The organism is Variovorax sp. 01T439_2 (assembly GCF_056398445.1).
The window spans coordinates 1-1,173 of sequence record NZ_JBFTPJ010001299.1; the positions used below are offsets into that span (position 1 = coordinate 1).

1 protein-coding gene and 1 pseudogene are annotated in these 1,173 nt (G+C 66.8%); both read left to right on the forward strand.

Annotated elements, in window-relative coordinates; all coding sequences use genetic code 11:
- Nucleotides 1–213 (forward strand): annotated as a pseudogene (locus tag AC1DOC_RS34450) (aspartate transaminase); the annotation flags it as partial.
- A gap of 17 nt (nt 214–230) precedes the next feature.
- Nucleotides 231–1,173: Bug family tripartite tricarboxylate transporter substrate binding protein (locus tag AC1DOC_RS34455; protein WP_478131680.1), on the forward strand; the 943-nt coding region annotated here is incomplete at its 3' end.

Sequence of the window (1,173 nt, forward strand, 5' to 3'; positions counted from 1 at the left end):
CTGTTCGGCCTTTGCACGCCCAAGGGAGTGAAGATCGGCAGCAGCGACGACTGGATCATGCATTTGCTCGATGCGCAGGATCTGGCCGCGTTGCAAGGCAGCGCCTACGGCGTGCCGACGCACTTCCGGCTCTCTTTTGCCGCCAGCACCGAACAGCTGCTGGAGGGTTGCCGCCGCATTGCGCTGGCTCGCAACGAACTCGTCGTCGTCTGAATGAACCAGGAACAGCCATGAACGTCCGATCGCTTCCTCCCAAACTCCTCCTGCCGTGGCTCGTCGCCGGCACCGCCTGGCTGTGCGCCGCCCATGCGTTCGCGGCCGATCCCTTTCCGTCGAAGCCGGTGAAGATCCTGGTCGGCTTCTCGCCCGGCGGCTCCAACGACGTCGTGGCACGCCTGATCGCACCGAAGCTGGCCGAGGGGCTCGGCGCGCAAGTGCTGGTCGACAACCGGCCCGGCGCCGGCGGCAACATCGCGGTCTCGGCCATGCTCACGGCGCCTGCGGACGGACACACCCTGCTGATGTGCACCACCGGAACCCTGTCGATCCAGCCGCACGTTCTGAAAAGCATGCCCTTCGACCCCGAGAAGGACATCGTGCCGGTCACGCAGGTCACCAACGCGCCCTACATGCTGATGGTCAACTCGACGCTGCCGGTGACCAGCGTCAAGGAGCTCGTCGCCTACGCCAGGCAGAAGCCGGGCGAACTCAACTTCGCTTCTTCCGGAACCGCAACGGGCGGCCACCTGGCGGGCGAGATGCTGAAAACGCGCGCGGGCATCGACATCGTTCACGTGGCCTACAAGGGAACCGGCCAGGCGATGACGGACCTGCTGGCGGGTCAGGTCTCGATGATCTTCGACCAGCCCGTGAGCTCGATGCAGTACGCGCGTTCGGGCAAGCTGCGCGCGCTGGCGGTGGCCAGTTCGCGCCGGCTGGCGGCGTTCCCCGATATTCCGACCGTGACGGAAGCCGGCATTCCCGACTTCGAACCCGTGACCTGGGCGGGCATCTGTGCGGCCAAAAATACGCCGCCCGCCGTCGTCGAGCGCATCCAGCGCGAAGTCGCCAAGGTGCTCGCGATGCCCGAGATCGCCAAGCGGCTCGCCGCCGACGGCCTGGAACCCGTGGGCAGCACGCCCGAGCAGTTCCGTGCGTTCCTGGCCGCCGACA